Source organism: Corynebacterium xerosis NBRC 16721 = ATCC 373 (assembly GCF_001552415.1).
GTDB classification, from domain to species: domain Bacteria; phylum Actinomycetota; class Actinomycetes; order Mycobacteriales; family Mycobacteriaceae; genus Corynebacterium; species Corynebacterium xerosis.
Map to the genome: position 1 here is coordinate 452,230 of NZ_BCRD01000001.1, position 15,742 is coordinate 467,971.

The 15,742-nt window shown below is 69.7% G+C and carries 12 protein-coding genes; 2 read left to right on the forward strand and 10 right to left on the reverse strand.

The annotated features are described in order from the left end of the window. Positions 1-31: 31 nt before the first annotated feature. The 6 genes from CX1_RS02065 to CX1_RS02090 form a co-directional block, all read right to left on the reverse strand. The gene (locus CX1_RS02065) at positions 32-1,651 is read right to left on the reverse strand and encodes an aspartate:alanine exchanger family transporter (RefSeq protein WP_174520134.1); all 1,620 of its coding nucleotides are present in this window, start codon (positions 1,649-1,651) and stop codon (positions 32-34) included. Positions 1,652-1,823: 172 nt separating this feature from the next. Next, positions 1,824-2,606, reverse strand: coding sequence for a DUF4191 domain-containing protein (locus CX1_RS02070; protein ID WP_046649409.1), 783 nt, complete (start codon positions 2,604-2,606; stop codon positions 1,824-1,826). 193 nt (positions 2,607-2,799) lie between these two features. Continuing rightward, entirely contained in the window at positions 2,800-3,840 is a 1,041-nt protein-coding gene (gene lipA / locus CX1_RS02075; protein WP_046649410.1) for a lipoyl synthase, read from the reverse strand. 10 nt (positions 3,841-3,850) lie between these two features. Then, positions 3,851-4,669 carry a lipoyl(octanoyl) transferase LipB gene (gene lipB / locus CX1_RS02080; RefSeq protein ID WP_082718999.1) on the reverse strand — a complete coding sequence of 273 codons (819 nt, stop codon included), beginning with the start codon at positions 4,667-4,669 and terminating at the stop codon, positions 3,851-3,853. A 735-nt stretch (positions 4,670-5,404) separates the two neighbouring features. Next, positions 5,405-7,567, reverse strand: coding sequence for a 2-oxoglutarate dehydrogenase, E2 component, dihydrolipoamide succinyltransferase (gene sucB, locus CX1_RS02085; protein WP_060925192.1), 2,163 nt, complete (start codon positions 7,565-7,567; stop codon positions 5,405-5,407). A gap of 323 nt (positions 7,568-7,890) precedes the next feature. Then, positions 7,891-9,495 carry a leucyl aminopeptidase gene (locus CX1_RS02090; protein ID WP_060925193.1) on the reverse strand — a complete coding sequence of 535 codons (1,605 nt, stop codon included), beginning with the start codon at positions 9,493-9,495 and terminating at the stop codon, positions 7,891-7,893. A gap of 158 nt (positions 9,496-9,653) precedes the next feature. Here CX1_RS02090 and CX1_RS02095 point away from each other — a divergent pair, with 158 nt between their 5' ends. After that, on the forward strand, positions 9,654-10,778 hold the full coding sequence (locus tag CX1_RS02095) for a branched-chain amino acid aminotransferase (RefSeq protein ID WP_046649411.1): 1,125 nt from the start codon (positions 9,654-9,656) through the stop codon (positions 10,776-10,778). Positions 10,779-11,366: 588 nt separating this feature from the next. Here the strand turns inward: CX1_RS02095 and CX1_RS02100 are convergent. The 4 genes from CX1_RS02100 to CX1_RS02115 all read right to left on the reverse strand — a co-directional run bounded on the left by CX1_RS02100 (position 11,367) and on the right by CX1_RS02115 (position 15,079). Continuing rightward, entirely contained in the window at positions 11,367-12,335 is a 969-nt protein-coding gene (locus CX1_RS02100; protein WP_060925194.1) for an adenosylcobinamide-GDP ribazoletransferase, read from the reverse strand. Between the two features lie 7 nt (positions 12,336-12,342). Further along, positions 12,343-13,521 (reverse strand): nicotinate-nucleotide--dimethylbenzimidazole phosphoribosyltransferase, encoded by a 1,179-nt coding sequence (gene cobT / locus CX1_RS02105; RefSeq protein ID WP_082719001.1) that lies wholly within the window; start codon positions 13,519-13,521, stop codon positions 12,343-12,345. A 66-nt stretch (positions 13,522-13,587) separates the two neighbouring features. Beyond that, positions 13,588-14,313: a bifunctional adenosylcobinamide kinase/adenosylcobinamide-phosphate guanylyltransferase gene (locus tag CX1_RS12750; RefSeq protein WP_046649676.1), complete on the reverse strand. Its 726-nt coding sequence runs from the start codon at positions 14,311-14,313 to the stop codon at positions 13,588-13,590. 7 nt (positions 14,314-14,320) lie between these two features. Then, positions 14,321-15,079, reverse strand: coding sequence for a DUF3043 domain-containing protein (locus tag CX1_RS02115; RefSeq protein ID WP_046649704.1), 759 nt, complete (start codon positions 15,077-15,079; stop codon positions 14,321-14,323). Positions 15,080-15,363: 284 nt separating this feature from the next. Here CX1_RS02115 and CX1_RS02120 point away from each other — a divergent pair, with 284 nt between their 5' ends. Next, the gene (locus CX1_RS02120; RefSeq protein ID WP_046649677.1) at positions 15,364-15,705 is read left to right on the forward strand and encodes a HesB/IscA family protein; all 342 of its coding nucleotides are present in this window, start codon (positions 15,364-15,366) and stop codon (positions 15,703-15,705) included. Positions 15,706-15,742: the final 37 nt, after the last annotated feature.

The window sequence follows — 15,742 nt, forward strand, 5'->3', positions numbered from 1 at the left end:
TCTCGGTGGGGCTGCGCCGGCACGGGCGCAGCTACATCAGTGCGACCACGAGCAGCTGGGCGATGATGATCTTCACGATCATCGCCATCGGATACACCGTGGAGTAGCCCATCGCGGGCAGCTCGTTCTTCGCGTGGTCGTTGACGTACTGCAGCACCGCCGGGTGGGTCTGCAGGCCGGCGAGGATGCCGGCGGTCTGGCCGAAGGGGATCTTCAGGAACTTGTGGCCGATGACCAGCGTCAGAATCGCGGAGCTCAGCGCGATGATCGCCGCCATGCCCAGCACCGTCAGCGACGACGGGTCGGACAGGGCCTCCTTGAAGCTCGCGCCGGCGGTGGTGCCGATGCCGGCGAGGAACAGCGCCAGACCGACCTGGCGGAACGCCAGGTTCGCCGAGTAGGGGATGGGCCACACCAGCGGGCCCGTGCGGCCCAGGGCGCTGAGCACCAGGGCGACGACCAGCGGACCACCGGCGGAGCCGAGCGAAATGGACACGCCACCTGGGATCGGCACCGGGATCATGCCCAGCAGCACGCCGAGCAGCAGACCCAGGACCAGCGGAAACAGGTTGACGTCCGACAGGCGCTTGTAGGAGTCGCCGAAGAACTTCGTCGCGTAATTGATGCGGTCCGGCGTGGCCACGACACGTACGCGGTCGCCGAGCTCCAGCTTCATGTCCGGCGACGCCACCATGTCCAGGTCACCGCGGCGCACGCGGGTGATGACCATGCCGTTCATCTTCGGGTGCAACTGCGACAGCGGGATGCCGCAGACCGTGTCCGACGACACGAAGATGCGGCGGAACTCCAGCCGGCCGTCGTGCGTCGGATCACCCGGCAGCAGCGTGCCGATCTGCTTCGCGGCCTCCGGGATCTCGTCCTCGGTGCCCACGACCGACACGACGTCGCCGACCTCGATGGTGTCGCCCTCCGCCGGCACGTACAGGCGGCCCTTGTGCTCGATGCGCGAGATGCTCACGTCGACGCCCAGCTTGCCCGGAAGGTCCGTCACGGACGGCAGGCCGGCGCGCTCGACCTCGATGCGTCGGGTGTGCAGCGGCAGCGCCGCCACGCCCGCGTCCAGGGCCTCCTTGTCATGGTTGACCCGGAACACCTTGGACATGATCGCCACCGAGGCGATGACGCCGATGACGCCGATCGGATACGCCAGCGAATAGCCGATGACCGGCATCTCCAGCTTGCTCTCCAGGTCGGGGTCGTCCGCGATGACGTGCGGCAGCGAATCGACCACCGCGGCCAGCGCCGGGGTGTTGGTCAGGGCGCCGGTGAACGTGCCGATGCCCTCCGCCTCGCCGATGGGGAACAGCTTGATGATCAGCAGCGCCTCGAGGCCCACGAACGCCAGGATGCCCAGGCCGAAGAGGTTGTGCCGCACGCCGCGCGACTTCAGCGACGCGAAGAACTCCGGCCCCGACTCCAAGCCGATCGTGTACACGAACAGCGACAGGCCGAGGATGTAGATCAACGGCGGGATGTGGATCCCCGGCTCGAACGTGGCCAGGCCCAGGCCCACGAACAACACGGCGGCGACGCCGAGCTTGAAACCGAAGATCTTGATCTGGCCGATGGCCAAACCGAGGACCATGATGACGAGCAACGCCAACAGCTGATTTTCGACGAGTATCTGCACGAGCCCCATCGTGGCACACTTCCCGGATCCGCTCCCGGCGAGGAGACGGCCGCTCGAAGATGCCGCCGAGGCGTCGTTAAGCAGGAAAAACACGGAAATGCCCGAAACGGCAAAACCGCCGCCACCCCGAACGGGGTGACGGCGGAGACCGAACCGGAAAGCCGGGGAAAAGCTAGTCCCGCTTCTCCTGGCGCTGCTGCATGCGGCGCGCGCGGCGGTTCATAGACTGCTGGCGGGCGCCCTTGGGCAGCGGGCCCTTCGGCAGCGCGGCGCGGGCATCGCGGATCTTCTCCATCGACTCCACGCGGGACGCCAGCTTGTTGGCCTGGTCCTTGTTGTAGTTGCGGGGGAAGCGCAGCATCTCGCGCTGCAGCTTCTTCACAGGCACCTGGCCCTCGCCCGAACCCGCCATGATCTCGTAGATCGGGGTGTCGCCGAGGAAACGCGCCAGCGTCTTCTTCTCGCGGGCCATCATCGACTTGACGCGGTTCGGGTCACCCTCGCCGACCAGGACGACGCCCGGGTTGCCGATGACGCGGTGCACCGCATCCAGCTGCTGGTTCGCCTGTGCCGCCGTCTTGACGTGCCACGTCACGCCGACGCCCGAGCGCATGTTCTCCAGCGCCCAGCCGGCCGCGCCCATCTGGCCCTCGGCCTCGGAGTAGAACGACGCCTCCAACCGCTTGGTGAAGATCCACATCGCCACCGCGAAACCGATCGACAGGCCCAGCAGCGGCAGGAACCACACCCACATGCCACCGAGCAGCAGACCGATCAGCAACAGCACCAGCACCGGGCCCAGCAGGCCCAGCAGCATGTACGGGATCAGCTTCTTGTCGCGGGACTTCTGCAGCTTGAAGGCCTGCCACAACTGGCCGCGGGTCTCCTTGCGCTTCGCGCGCTTGGCCGACCGCTGGGCCTTCTTCGCCGCCTTCAGCTCATCCTTGTTCGCCATGGCCACAACTCTAGGGCATGCGCGTTTCGGGGGATGAAACAGGCCCGGGCGTTGGCGGGCGCCCCTTTTGCTTGACGACGACCACCGTCCCACGCCGAAGGCCCGGCCGCCACGGAATGACGTGGCGGCCGGGCCGTCGCAAAGCAAAAACGCGAAAGAAGGGGAGGGGCCGGGTTAGCGGGGAGGGACCGGGCTAGCGGGCCGGGGCGACCTCGGAATCCTTCGACGCGCCGTAACGCTCCAACAGGGACGACGCCTCCTGGTTGGTGGAGACGTCCTCGCCCAGCGCCGACAGGTGCTCCGGCAGCTTCTCGCCGCGGGCGGCCAGCGCGCGGGCGAACAGACGGCCGGCGCGGTACGACGAACGCACCAGCGGGCCCGCCATGACGCCGGCGAAGCCCATCTCGTAGGCGGCCTCCGACAGCTCGACGAACTCCTCCGGCTTCACCCAGCGGTCGATCGGGTGGTGCATCGCCGACGGGCGCAGGTACTGCGTGATGGTGAGGATGTCGCAGCCGGCGTCGTGCAGATCCTGCATGGCGCCGAGGATCTCGTCGCGCTCCTCGCCCATGCCCAAGATCAGGTTCGACTTCGTGACCAGGCCGGCGGCGCGGGCGCGGGAGATCATCTCCAGGCTGCGGTCGTAGCGGAACGCCGGGCGGATCTTCTTGAAGATGCGCGGCACCGTCTCGATGTTGTGCGCGAACACGTCCGGACGGGCCTCGAACACGGCCTCCGCCGCCTCGCCGTCGCCGCGGAAATCATCGACCAGCAGCTCCACGCCCGTGCCCGGGTTGAGCTCGCGGATCTGGCGGCACGTCTCCGCGTACAGCCACGACGCGCCATCGGCCAGATCATCGCGCGCGACGCCCGTCACCGTGGCGTAGCGCAGGCCCATCTCGCGGACCGACTCGGCCACGCGGCGCGGCTCGTCGCGGTCCAGCGGCTCCGGCTTGCCCGTGGCGATGTTGCAGAAATCGCAGCGGCGCGTGCACTGGTCGCCGCCGATGAGGAACGTGGCCTCCCGGTCCTCCCAGCACTCGTACAAGTTCGGGCAGTTGGCCTCCTGGCACACGGTGTGCAGCGACGCGCCGGACACGCGCTTCTTCATCGCCTTGTACTCGGGGCCCGTCTTCGCGGTGGTGCGGATCCAGGACGGCTTGTGCTCGATGGGCGTCTCGGCGTTTTTCGCCTCGATGCGCAACATGCGGCGACCTTCAGGTGCGGTAGACATGGCCCCCACCCTACAGATCGTGCTTTTCGACGCGGAGCGTGCCGTCGAGAGCGGCGGCGATAGCCGAAGTCAAAGGTTCCCGCAGGTCCGCCACGGTGACATCGCGGCCGAGCTCCTCGCTGAGAGTGGTCACGCCGGCGTCCGCGATGCCGCACGGGACGATGTGCCCGTAGTGGTCGAGGGTGTTGTCGCAATTGAGCGAAACGCCGTGCATGGTCACCCCGTGCGTGACGCGGATGCCGATCGCCGCGACCTTGCGCGACGGCTTCAGCTGCCCGCCGACGACGCCCGCCGGCAGCCACACGCCCGAACGTCCCTCGACGCGGCCGGCGTCGGCCAGGCCGAGGTCGCGGACGACGTGGATGACGGCCTCTTCGATGCGTCGCACGTAATCGACGACGTCCAGCGGTTCGGCGAGCTTGATGATCGGGTAGCACACCAGCTGCCCCGGCCCGTGCCACGTGATGCGGCCGCCGCGGTCGACGTCGACGACGGGCAGGCCATTGTCCGGACGGTCCTCCGGCTGCGTGCGCTTGCCGGCCGTGTACGTGCTCGGGTGTTCCAGGGCCCACAGCTGATCGCCGATTTCGCCGGCGGCGCGGGCGGCCGCGGCCTCGGCCTGCTTGTGCCACGTGTCCACGTAGTCGACCACGCCGAGGTCGGCGATCTCCAGCGGTTCGGCGGACGCGCGGATCGAGCCGGTCGGGGACGTCGCCGGGGTGGTGGTATCTGCGCCGGTGTCTGCTGCGGTGTCTGCTGCAGTGGCGTCTGCGGCGGCGTCCGCGGCGGTGGCGTGCTCGGATTCCTTCGTGCTGACCGTGTTCGTCATGCGAAGCAGTCTAGCCCCGTCATGCTTTATGACGGCCCGCGCCCACCTCGCCCGCCACGTCCCTCCTTGCGGCCCGCCCCCGGCCCGCATCGCGACTGCGGACCTCCCGTCGCCCGCATACCCGCCCTCATTGCCGCGGCGCACCTTTCCGCCGCCCACCTCGACCGCCCGCACCGCGACCGCGCACCTCCCCGTCGCTCACCTCGTCCGCCCGCGTCCCGCAGAAAGACGCCGGGCGACCAGAAAGATGCGGTACACCACTTCTTTCTGGTCGCCCGGCATCTTTCTGTGGCGTCGAAGCTTGGGACAGGCCCACAGGAACACGTCGAATGGACAGGTACACGCGGCATTCCGCATGTACCTGTCCATTCGACGTGTACCTGGGCCGGGGCGTGGGCAGAATCCGGATGGCAGGCCCCCGAGTTCGGACTAAATTCGGATGGTGGGCCTCGGAAATGCCGAAACCGGCCGCCGCACCCTTTCGGATGGTGGGCCCCGGAAATGCCGAAGCCGGCCGCCGCACCCTTTCGGATGGTGGGCCTCGGAAATGCCGAAACCGGCCGCCGCACCCTTTCGGATGGTGGGCCTCGGAAATGCCGAAGCCGGCCGCCGCACCCTTTCGGATGGTGGGCCCCGGAAATGCCGAAACCGGCCGCCGCACCCTTTCGGATGCAGCGGCCGGCTGCGGAAATCGAGCTCAAGTCGGGCTCCCGGTCGCCCGGGAACCCGATCGGACTAGAGCTCCAGGTCGCTCTCGAAGTTCGCGACCTGCAGGCGGTCGACGACGGTGGTCATGAAGCGACCCGCGTCGGCACCGTCGATCAGGCGGTGATCGTAGGTCATGGGCAGGTAGGCCATGGCGCGGATGCCGATGGCGTCGCTGCCGTTCTCCGTCACCACGACGGCGCGCTTCTTGATGATGCCCGTGCCGACCATCGCACCCTGCGGCGGGACGAGGATCGGGGTGTCGGACAGCGCACCCTCGGAACCGATGTTGGTGATGGTGAACGTGCCGCCGGACAGGTCGTTCGGCTTGAGCTTGTTGTTGCGCGCGCGGTCGGCGATGTCGACGATCGCGGCGGCCAGCTCCGGCAGGGACATGTCCTGCGCGTCATGGATGACCGGGGAGAGCAGGCCACGGTCGGTGTCCACGGCGATGCCGAGGTTCACCTTCTCGTGGTAGGTGATCTCCTTCTTGGAGTCGTCCCACGAAGCGTTGACGTTCGGGTGCGACACCAGGGCCTCGACCATCGCCTTGGCGAAGAACGGCAGGAACGTGAGCTTCACGCCGTGCTTCTCCTCGAAGGCGGCCTTCTTCTCGGCGCGCAGGTCCCACACCTCGGTCATGTCGACCTCGTGGAGCTGGGTCAGCTGCGCGGAGGTCTGCAGCGACTCGAGGGTCTTTGCCGCGGTGATCTCGCGGATGCGGTTGACGCGCTGGGTGGTGCCGCGCAGGTCGGCCAGCTCGGGGCGGACGCCCTTCGTGGACCAGTTGGAGGAAGCCGGCTCGTCGCCCTTGGTCGCCTCGGTGCCGCCCTCGGCGGCCTTGAGCACGTCCTGCTTGCGGATGCGGCCGCCGATGCCCGAACCCTCGACCTTGGACAGGTCGACGCCGTGCTTGTCGGCGAGCTTGCGCACCAGGGGAGTGACGTAGGGGACCTCGGCGTTGGAGGAGGACTTCGCGTCGTCCTTCTTGGCGTCGTCCTTCTTCGGCTCGGACTTCTCCGACTTCGCCTCCTGCTTCTTCTCCTCCTTCTTCGGCTCGGCCTTCTTGGGCTGGTCCTTCTTCTTCGGCTCCTCCTTCTCCTCGGTGGCGGCCTCTGCGGCCTCCACCTCGGCGTCGTCGCCATCATCGGCGGCGTCGGCGTCACCGACGCGCGCGATGACCGCGCCCACGTCGACGGTGTCGTCGACGTCGAAGAGAACCTCGATCAGGGTGCCGGCGACCGGCGACGGGATCTCGGTGTCGACCTTGTCGGTGGAGACCTCGAGCAGCGGCTCGTCGACCTCGACGGTGTCGCCGACCTCCTTCAGCCAGGACGTGATGGTGCCCTCGGTGACGGACTCGCCGAGTTCCGGCATCTCCACGTCGGAGGCCTTGCCGGAGCCGCCGGACTTCTTCGGCTTCTCGGACTTCTTCTCCTCGTCGGCCGACTCGTCCTTGGCTTCCTCGACGGTGTCGTTGTCGTCCTTGGACTCCGACTCCTCGATGGCTTCCTCGGAGGGCACGTCCGCATCCTCGTCGTCCGAATCAGCGGAGTCGTCGGACGCGGCGGCGTCGGCGTCGCCGATGCGCGCGATGACCGCGCCCACGTCGACGGTGTCGTCGACCTCGGCCAGGACCTCGACCAGGGTGCCGGCGACCGGCGACGGGATCTCGGTGTCGACCTTGTCGGTGGAGACCTCGAGCAGTGGCTCGTCGACCTCGACGGTGTCGCCGACCTCCTTCAGCCAGGTGGTGATGGTCCCCTCGGTGACCGATTCGCCCAGCTCGGGCATCTCGACGTCGGTGGCCTTGCCGGAGCCGCCGGACTTCTTCGGCTTCTCGGACTTGTCCTCCGACTTCTCGTCGTCGGCGGCCTCGTCCTCGGCGGCCTCCTCGGCCTCGTCTTCCTCCGCCTCGTCGGCGGAATCGTCGGAGCCGGAGTCGCCGGACTCGTCCTCATCGCCGATCTTGGCGATGACCTCGCCCACGTCGACGGTGTCGTCTTCCTCGGCCAGGATCTCGAGCAGCACGCCGGCGACCGGCGACGGAATCTCCGTGTCCACCTTGTCGGTGGAAACCTCCAGCAAGGGCTCGTCGACCTCGACGGTGTCGCCGACCTTCTTCAGCCAGGTGGTAATCGTGCCCTCGGTGACGGATTCGCCCAGTTCGGGCATCTCAACAGAGGTCGCCATGTGTGCTCTCCTCGACAATCGCTCAATAGTTGGTGATCACGAACTAGGGTACCGTTTCGCAAACTCTCCCGCTTACGCGGCATGCCCGACGTGCCGGGTTGCGGCGCGTCGGGCATGTGCGGGGGTGCGGTTCGGGCTCGCGCGGGGCCGTCGTCCGGGTGGGGCGGGGACTGCGGCGTTAACCGGGGGCGGGGCGCGATTGCTTTGCGACGCCCGTCGCCACCCGCGCCGGCCGGGCAGTTGCTTTGCGACGCCCGTCGCCACCCGGGCCGGCCGGGCAGTTGCTTTGCGACGCCCGTCGCCACCCGGGCCGGCCGGGCGGTTTACTCGCCCGCGAGATCCTCCAGTGCGGCGAACATGGTGCGCACCGGAACACCGGTGGCGCGCTTCGGGGTGTAGCCCCACGGCGCGTTGGTGTTGAACGCCGGGCCGGCGACGTCGATGTGCACCCACTCGACGTCGTCGCCGACGAACTCGCGCAGGTACGCGGCGGCGACGCTCATGCCGCCCTCGCGGGAGTTGGACACGTTGCGCAGGTCGGCGACGGGGGACTTCAGGCCCTCGGCCAGCTCCTCGGGGATCGGCATCGACCAGCCGCCCTCGCCGACCTCGCGGGACAGCTCGGAGACGCGGTCGCGGAACTCGTCGGTGCCCAGCACGCCCGGGGTGCGGCCGCCGAGGGCGATGAGCTGCGCGCCGGTGAGCGTCGCCGTGTCGATGAGGTGGGTCGGCTCGTCCTCGCAGGCGCGCACCAGAGCGTCGGCGAGGATCAGGCGGCCCTCGGCGTCGGTGTTGAGGATTTCGACCGTCGTGCCGCCGTACTGCGTGATCACGTCGCCGGGGCGGTAGGCGCGGCCGCCGGGCATGTTCTCCGCCATCGGGATGGTCGCGGTGACCGGCACGGGCAGGCCCAGTCGTGCGGCGAGGACCACGGTGGCGATGACCGCCGCGGCGCCGCCCATGTCGGAGATCATGTTCTCCATGTTCGCGCCCGGCTTCAGCGAGATGCCGCCGGTGTCGAAGGTGACGCCCTTGCCCACCAGCGCGACCTTCGGGGCGGCTCCGCCGTCCGCCGCTGCGGTGTTCCCGGCCTTCCCGTCACCCGACCTGCCGGCCCAGGTCATGCGGACCAGGCGCGGGCCGCGCGCGGATCCGCCGCCGACCGCCGTGAGGCCGCCGAAGCCGCCGGCCGCCAGCGCCTCGTCGTCGAGCACCTCCACCTCGACGCCGGCGGATTCGCCGAGCTTCGCCGCGGCGTCCGCGAACACCTCCGGGTACAGGTGCGACGACGCGGTGTTGACGAAGTCACGGGCCGTCGCCACGGCGTCGATGACCGCCGCCGCGCGGGCGGCCTCCTCCTCGGTGGCACCGAGGACGGTGAGGGTGCGCGTGCCGTTGGCCTCGTCGTCTTCCTTCGCATGGTCGCCGTCCGAATCGGCGCCCTTCTTCTTCAGGCCGTCGTAGGAGTAGCCGCCCATGCCGAAGCCCTCGGCCGCCGCGGCGGCGTCGAGCTCGCCGAGCGCGGAGACCACGTGACCGACGGAGCCCAGCGCACGGGCCGCGGCGCCGGACGCCCGGCGGATGGTCTCCGAATCCGGGTCGCCGTCGCCGAGTCCGACGGCGGCGATCGTCGCCACGCCGGTGCCCTCCGGGGCGGGGATGCGGGTGACCTTCTCCAGCTTCGCCGACGCGCCCACGGCCTCCAGCAGTGTCAGCACCTCCGCGGCCTTGTCGCCCAGCGCCGACGAGGCGACGAGCTCCAGATCATCGCCGTCGAGCAAGGCCACCAGCAGGCAATCGGCGCCGAGATCGGCCACCGCGGCATCGCCGCCGGCGACGACGTCGACGCGGGTGCCCGTCGCCGGGAGCAGCTGCCCCAGGACGGTGGAGTTGGGGGTGGCGAAACCATTGGTGCGGGAATCGGTCATGCGGGCGCTCCTCTTTCGGTTCAAGACGGATCGGGGGACCGGCGCCGTCGCAAAGCAACCCGCCGATCCCGGTGAATCGCCACCACCGTACCGCCGCACCACCATCGGCCGCCGGGGGTTCGCCACGCGCGAAACTGGGCGGGTCTACGATGTACGCCATGGCAGCCACGACTTTCGACATCGTCCGCAACGAGGACCCGCGCTCCGACGAGGAGCGCGCCCGCATCCTGGCCAAGCCGGGATTCGGCCAGTACTTCACCGACCACATGGTCCGCATCGATTGGGACGCCGATCGTGGGTGGCATTCGGCGCGCGTCGAGGCGTACGGGCCGCTGACCATGGACCCCGCGTCGTCGGTGCTGCATTACGGCCAGGCGATCTTCGAGGGGCTCAAGGCTTACCGCCACGCCGACGGGTCGATCGTGACGTTCCGCCCCGAGCAGAACGCCCGCCGATTCCAGCGTTCCGCCGCGCGCATGGCCATGCCGGAGCTGCCGGAGGAGCTGTTCCTCGAGGCCGTGCGCCTGCTCGTCGACGTCGACCAGGCGTGGGTGCCCGAAGCCGGCGGCGAGGAGTCGCTGTATCTGCGCCCCATGCTCATCGCCACGGAGCGCACCCTCGGCGTGCACCCGTCGTCGTCCTACACCTTCCTGCTCATCGCCTCGCCGGCCGGCGCGTACTTCACCGGCGGCATCAACCCCGTGAAGGTGTGGCTGTCCCACGAGTACGTCCGCGCCTGCCCGGGCGGCACCGGCGACGCCAAGTTCGCCGGCAACTACGCCGCCTCGCTGGCCGCGCAGGCCCAGGCGGAGGAGAAGGGCTGCGACCAGGTCGTGTGGCTCGACGCCATCGAGCGCACCTGGATCGAGGAAATGGGCGGCATGAACCTCGCCTTCCTCTACCCGGACAACGAGTGCGAGGCCGGCGTCAAGCTGGTGACCCCGGCGCTGTCCGGTTCCCTGCTGCCGGGCATCACCCGCGATTCGCTGCTCACCGTCGCCGCCGACATGGGCATGGAGGTCGAGGAGCGCCGCGTGTCCACCGCCGACTGGGAGAACGACGCCACCAGCGGCAAGATGTCCGAGACCTTCGCCTGCGGCACCGCGGCCGTGATCACCCCGGTCGGCGAGGTCGATTCGCGCGACGGGTCGTTCAAGATCAACGGCGGCGAGACCGGCGAGTGGACCATGAAGCTGCGCGAGCGCCTCACCGGCATCCAGCGCGGCGACGTCCCCGACGAGCACGGTTGGCTGCACACCCTCGTGGAGTCCCCGGAGGCGTAGCGCCCCGGTCGACTCGCGGAAACACGTCGGGTGGACAGGTACATGTGGCACACCACGTGTACCTGTCCACCCGGCGTGTTTCTCTTTGCGTTCCGCTGCGCGGTGCAGCTTGACGACGGCCCGCCGGCACGTTCCCTCCGGTACGTTTCTGAGCGGAAAATGAAGTCCGCCTGGATTCCCCCGACATTTACGGAACGTGTGTGGGGGCGAGGGGGAATGTGGGGGAATCGGATTCACCGTGTCGTGAAACTGAAATTAGGCGGCGAATGCTCGGCGAATACGAAAATGCGCCTCGCGGCAGTCATTCCGCAAGGCGCATTCCGTAAAACCCGGAGGTCGAAGGTGTGCTCGTGAGTGGCGCCCCGGCAAACGGACGGCGCTTGATTTAATTGGGCGAGCCCCGAAACGAGCCTCCTACTCCGCCTCTCCGGCGGTGTGCCCTCAGTCTAGGCCGACCATTCCGAGTTCGTCAATGGTCATTTTCGAGTAAGTCCAATTCGGGTGCGAAAGAGGTGTGGCCCCACCCCCGGCACCGGCCGTCACCAGGGCGAACCCCGTTCGCCGTGGAGGGGGCGCATCCGCGCTCGGTCACCCCAGCGCGAGGAAAACGGCGGCGATCAGCGTGGACAGCTGCACGATCGCACCGAGGCCGTCGCCGTTGATCCCGCCCAGGCGCGTGACCAGCTTGCGCGCGAAAAGAACGGTGAACAGGACCACCGCCAGGCATGCGAGAATCCCCGCCGCCCCCGCGAGGAACCATGCGGCGACCGTGAGCGGGAACCACCAGGCCACCACGGTCCACGTGGGTTGCGTCGCGCCGACGAGACCGCCGAAACCCGTGGGTGACATCGGCGGGAGACTGCGGTGGCAGGCCGTGGTTGCCGCGGCCCGCGCGATGATGAAGGGCAGGACCAGCACCAGAGCGGCGGTCACGATGGCGGCACCGCCGACTCCCGGGAACAAGGCTGCTTCGGTGGGGAACAGCGTCGTCGTAAAGCCATGCGCGAGCACCGCCATCGCCGCAGTTTGGCCCAGCAGCGTCAGAGTGACCGCCGCTGAGCCCATCGGCCCGACGTCGGGGGAGCGGAGGATCTCGCGGGCGCCCTCCGGATCGCGGTACGAGCCCAGGGCATCGGCGACGTCGGCGAGACCGTCGACGTGCATGGCGCGGGTGGTCAATTCGGAGGCGCAGACGATGAGCACGCCGATCAGCGCGGCGAGCAGGGGCGCGGTGGCGGGGGAGGCGGCGGCGACGGCGGCAGTGGAAATCGCGTTTGCGGCGGAGGCGGTGGGCCCCCGCCCGTCGGAAAGCAGATGGGCGCCGCCGACGACGATCGTCGCGACGGCGACCGCGGCCAGACCGGGCACCAGGCCGGCCACCGGCGCCGCCGCCAGGGCGCGGCGGCCCGTGATGCGGTCGAAGACCGTCGCGCCGCGCATGGGCACGATGGTCAACCAGGAGATGGCCGTGCCGACCCCCTCGGCGACGGCGTTCCCGTGAACCGCGCGGTCACCGTCGAGGGACGCGTCCTCGGACGGGCCGGCCTTTCCCGACACGGGCGGATCAGTCCCGCTGGGACGGCTGCTCGCCGCCCTCGCGGTGGCCCGGGCGGTCGTCGGGGGAGTCCGGGGAGTCCGCGGAGTCGGTGGAGCCCGCGGCCTCCGGCGGTGCGGACACGTCGGCGGCGGTCGGGGCGGGCACGGCGCCGTCCTTGTCGGACACGCCCGCGTCGCCGAAGGTCGCCATCTCGGACAGGACGGCGACGGAGTGCTTGAGAATCGGCAGCGCCGCCACGGCACCCGAACCCTCGCCCAGACGCATGCCGTAGTCCAGCAGCGGCTCCAGGCCCAGGTGCCGCAGCGCGATGGAATGGGCGGGCTCGGCCGACTTGTGGCCGGCGACCCACCACGCGCGGGCGCCCGGCGCCATCTGGTCGGCGAGCAGGGCCGCGGCGGTGGTGACCACGCCGTCGAGGATCACCGGGGTGCGGCGCACCGCGGCCTGCGCCAGAAACGCTGCCATGGCGGTCATGTCGGGGGAGGACACGCGGCGCAGGACCTCAACGGGATCATTGCGCAGCCGGCGGACGCGGAACATCGCGTCGCGCACGGCGGCGGTCTTGCGCTTCCACCCCTCGTCGTCGATGCCGGTGCCGCGGCCGACGACGGTGACGGGCTCCGAACCGGTCACCGCGCCGATGAGCACCGCCGCCGGAGTGGTGTTGCCGATGCCCAGGTCGCCGGCGATGAGCAGGTCGGCGCCCTCGTCGATCGCGTCGTCGGCCAGCTTCTTGCCCACCTCGATGGCGCGGTCGCACTCGTCCTGCGTCATCGCGTCCTCGACGTCGATGGAACCGCAGGACCGGCGCACGCGGAACGGCCCCTCCGCCTCGTGGTCCAGCGAAATGTCCACGGACTTCACGGACGCGCCCGCCACCCCGGCGATGGCGTTGACGCCCGCGCCGCCGGCGTTGATGTTGGCGTGCATCTGGATGGACACCTCGGTCGGGTACGCCGACACGCCGCTGGCCGACACCCCGTGATCGCCGGCGAAGACGACGACGCGGCAGTCCTCCAGCTGCTTCGGCGGGCACTGGCCCTGGCACGCGGACACCCAGACGCCGAGGTCCTCCAGGCGACCGAGCGAGCCCGTCGGCTTCGTCAACTGGAGCTGGCGCTCGCGGGCGAGCTGCTCGACATGCTCATCGGGGGCGACGACGGTACCGAAGCGATTGTTGGTCATGGTTCAAAAGATTATCCCAGCCATCGGATACGGGTCCGTTCGGCGGCGGCGCCCCGGTCCGCGCCGTCACTTCAGGCGCAGCGGCATGCCGGCGACGACGAGCACCACCTGGTCGCATACCTCGGCAAGACGCCCGTTGAGCAGGCCGATTTCGTCGCGGAACAGCCGGCCCGACCGGTGTTCGGGAATGACGCCCATCCCCACTTCCGGGGTGACAATCACCAGGTGCGGTTCGCGCTTGACGACGTCCCGCGTTTCCCCCGATTCGCCCGGAACATCGGCTACGGCGGGGGAGCCGTCACCGGACCCGGCGGAGGGACTGGTGGAAGAGCCGGTGGAGAACCCTGCGAAGGGTGCGGTGGAGGACCTGGCCGACGTCCCGGTGGCGGGCCCTGCGCCGGGCCAATCTCGGACCGCGGCGACGAGCTCGTCCGTCCACGGCGCCACCGACCCCCGGGGCAAGTCCCACAGACCCTCGCGGTCGAAGACACCCGTCAACCACGTGCCCACATCGTCGAGGAGCACGTGCGGTGAGAGGGGGCGACGCAGCGCCTCAACGGCGTCGACGTCGTCGACGGTGCGCCAATGCGCCGGCCGCCGATCCCGGTGCCCCGCGATGCGGGCGGCGAAATCGGCGTCGAAGCCATCGGCGCCCGGCCAGGGCCGCGCCGTTGCCACGTAGTCGACGGCAATCGGATCCCCCTGCGAACCGGAGGGGCGGTGGCCGTCGAAAAGCGACTCGGCCCACGCGGACTTGCCGGAACGCGCCCCACCCAGGACGAGAGTCCGCACCGGCGGCCTAAACCTCGTCGCCGATGTTCTTCTGCGGGCGCGGGGTGCGCAGGCGGCGCGGCTGCGAAGCGCGGGAGTACGCGTAGAAGCCCAGGCCCGCGCCGGCGGCGTCGGTGTCCGGGAAACGCTCGCGGACGAGCTTGTTGGCGCGCTTGCCGATGGTGATGGCCTCCACCACCAGCACGATGATCAGGATCATCGAGAAGATCGACGCCACGTTCGCCGCCACCGGGAACGCCTGGCCGATGAACATGATCAGCAGCAGCACCAGAGCGACCGGCAGGAACACGTTGGCGAAGAAGCGGCGCGAGTCCACCCAATCGCGGACCAGCGCCCGCTCCGGGCCCTGATCGCGGGGCAGCATGTACTTCGGGTCGCCGGCGGCCATGCGCTCGTCGGCGATGCGGCGCTGCTCGCGGCGATCGGCGCGCTCGCGGGCCTTCTGCGCCTTCAGCTCCTCCTTCGACATGGTGGCCTTCTGCTGCTTGCGCTGCTCGCGGGCCTCCTTGCGGGTCTTCGGGGGAGTGATCGGGCCGCGGCGGGTGCCGTGGGCGCGCTCGATCTCGTTGCGCTTCGGAGTCGGACGGCCCTTCTTCGGCGTGTACGCGCGGCTCTTGCCGGTCGCGGTGCGGGCGGCCTCCTCCGAGGTCGGGGCGTGACCGCGCTGGTCGGCGCCATTGTCGGTGGCGCCGGTGCCGGCGGCATCCGCGTTGGCTGCGTCCGCGGCGGCGGAGGGGGACTCGTTCTTCTTCCAGGGCGTCTTCACGGCCAACACCCTATCGGGCCTGCGGCGACGGCCCAAAGTGGCGCGCCGGACCGGGGAGGGGCGCCGGATTCCGGGACATTTCCCGGATGCTGGCGGGGCACGCGCCACGGGACTAGGGTGCCAAGGGTATCCTTCGGCCATATCGGAACGCCGACGGTGCGTTGAGGCGGCGGCCACGGCCCCGCTGATCCGCATCGCCGACGGGAAGGCCGATGGGGAATAGAACGTCCCCCGGCCGCGTTCCCCGAAGTAACCCAGCACCGCTTACCAAGGAGCACCACGCTATGACCACCGCACAGACCACCGGCGTGACCCTCACCGACGTCGCCGCCGCCAAGGCCAAGGCCCTCCTCGATCAGGAAGGCGCCAACAACCTGTCGCTGCGCATCTCCGTCGCCCCGGGCGGCTGCGCGGGCCTGCGCTACCAGCTCTACTTCGACGACCGGAACCTGGATGGTGACGTGTCGGAGGAGTTCGGCGGCGTCCGCCTCGTCGTCGACCGCCAGTCGGTGCCCTACCTGATGGGCGCGAAGATCGACTTCGCCGACACCATCGAGCAGCAGGGCTTCACCATCGACAACCCGAACGCCACCGGCTCCTGCGCCTGCGGCGACTCGTTCAACTGATCGGCCCCGCCTGATCGACTGAACTCCGGATGATCGG